Source organism: Actinoplanes sp. NPDC004185 (assembly GCF_053603475.1).
On the sequence record NZ_JBSGFR010000119.1, the window covers coordinates 1 to 2155 of the forward strand.

A 2155-nucleotide genomic window follows, 5' to 3' on the forward strand; every position below is an offset into this window, starting at 1 on the left:
GAAGCGCAACGGTCGGACGGGACAAAGTCAGGGCGGTGTCGACATTTTTGTTGAGCCTCGCATTGGTAAACGTAAAGGAATTCAGTGCAAGCGTTACTACGAAACGAAGGTCACTGAAAAAGTTATAAATGATGAAGTGGCTGCGGCCGACACGGCTGGCTGGAGCATTGGCGAGTTAATTGTAGCGACGACGACCGCAAGTGATTCGAAGCTCGTCAAGTTTGCTCAGGATTTGACTGACGCGCGGGCGGGGTCTGGAAAGTTCAAGGTAAGCATTGAGTTTTGGGACGATATTTGTAACCACATAAAGCGTCACGCGATTCTTCAAAAGAAATACAGCCCTAACTCCCCAGGCGGTGTCTTTGATGACATGAGAAGGTCGTCGGAGGAGACTCAATCGAGGGTGGTCGAGACCAATGAGCTCATAAGTGCAGTATCATCGAAGCTCGATTCATTCATGTCGCAAGTGGGTGGGCCGGCGCTCGTCTCGTCGCTTGTAACAAACGAAAACAATACAGCATCGAGACAGTTGGACAAGGTGGCCGAACTCATTAAGGAAATGAGCTACAGCGGCGCAAGTGCGTTGCTATCGGTAATCTTTGATGAACACGCCTCATTAAATGAACGGCAGAGAGCGAAATGGTATTTGCTCTCCGGTATTGTGGATTGGCACGCGGGAGATGTCGCTGGCGCTGCACAGAAATTTGACACCGCGTATGAGATATACCCGGATGACGACCGGATTACCTCTGGAAAGATACGTGGTCTCTTGCTTTCTGACCATCTCGACGTCGCGTTTGACATCGCAGAGAAAGCGCGCTCGCGTTTTCCGGATTCAGCCCACGTATGGCTTGCTTGGGCCAATACAAAAATCGCACTGAAGCAGTTTCTTGCTGAAGCCGATGTGCCCGTCAGATTCCAAGGCAACGCCGATGCGTTGCAAATGATGGCAATCAGCTTTCACGATGCGGGGGACCGAGCGTTGTCCCTCGCTTATGCTGACCGAGCTCTACGTGCGGATGGTGCGGGCTTCTACACGTGGAGCAACGTCCTTTTTATTGCCACAGACTTCGCCAGTAAGGACCCGTTTCTGGCCTCAATGGGACTACTGCCGCCAGAGGTCGAGTGTACGTTGCGCGCCGTATGTGAATGTTTTGAGCCACGCGATGAAAAACTCTGGCGCAAGGAAATCGGCGCACTAGTATCGGACGCAGCCGCGAACCTTGCGGTTGGAAGACTACTGCTCGGGGACGCGTCGGCTTGCTTGAAGATTTGTGAGGAAGCGGAGGTATTTGGTGAGTCTTCGTTGAAGCTTGCGGCTCCGCGCATATACGCATATCACGAACTGGGCGACCTCCAGAGAGTTGTAGAGGTTGGGGCGCCTCACCTGAAAGAGATTCATATCTCGGCGCAGATGATGGTCGGCGAGTCGGCCGCCATTCTCGGAATGCCCGAGTTGGTACGGGATATCACGGAATCCCCTGCTGTGGTATCTGATTGCGACGCGGCGAAAACCGCTCAGGCATTAATGTGGATTGCACTTCGAAACAGTGGCGACAGTTCGTCAGTCGCTGAATTGCTCGATAAGCATGATTTCGAGGCGGAGACCGCGCCCATTCTACTCAACGCTGCTGTCCGAATTTATCTGGCGATTGGACGGCCGGAGAAAGCTGCGATTTTAGGAGAGAAGCTCGTCGCTTTGGTAACGACGACCTCGGCTCAGCCTGTGAAGATTCAGGCTGCCGATACGCTTACTCTGCTTGGGGACTGCAAGGCGGCGATATCGCTGCTGACATCGATTCCGAATGTCAATCTCAGTCGTGGGTTGCAAACACGCCTACTGGAGGCATACGCAAAAGGCGGTTACCGCGCGAAGGCTCGGTCCATCATGGATAGTGCTCCCGCAGATTGGTTCGAGGACGACGCCTTCGTCGGCATGGCAGTCCTGGCCGCGCAGCAGGCGAATGATTGGCACCGGTTAAAGCCACTGGCCTTGCGACAAAGGGACCGTTGTCCTACCGACGCTCGCGCCTGGGAGTTTTGGTATCGCGTCGCACTCCAGACCTTGCGGCCGGCAGAAATCCGGAGCGCGTTTGGCGAGGCCCCGCTGGAACTAAGCGGTGAGCCCAAGATTATCCGCAGGGTGGCGTTGGCT

General features: G+C 54.5%; 1 protein-coding gene. It reads left to right on the top strand.

The genetic code is table 11. From position 1 onward, the window contains the following. On the top strand, window positions 1-2155 hold a 2155-nt coding region (locus tag ACWEOZ_RS44220), incomplete at both ends, for a hypothetical protein (protein ID WP_451916659.1).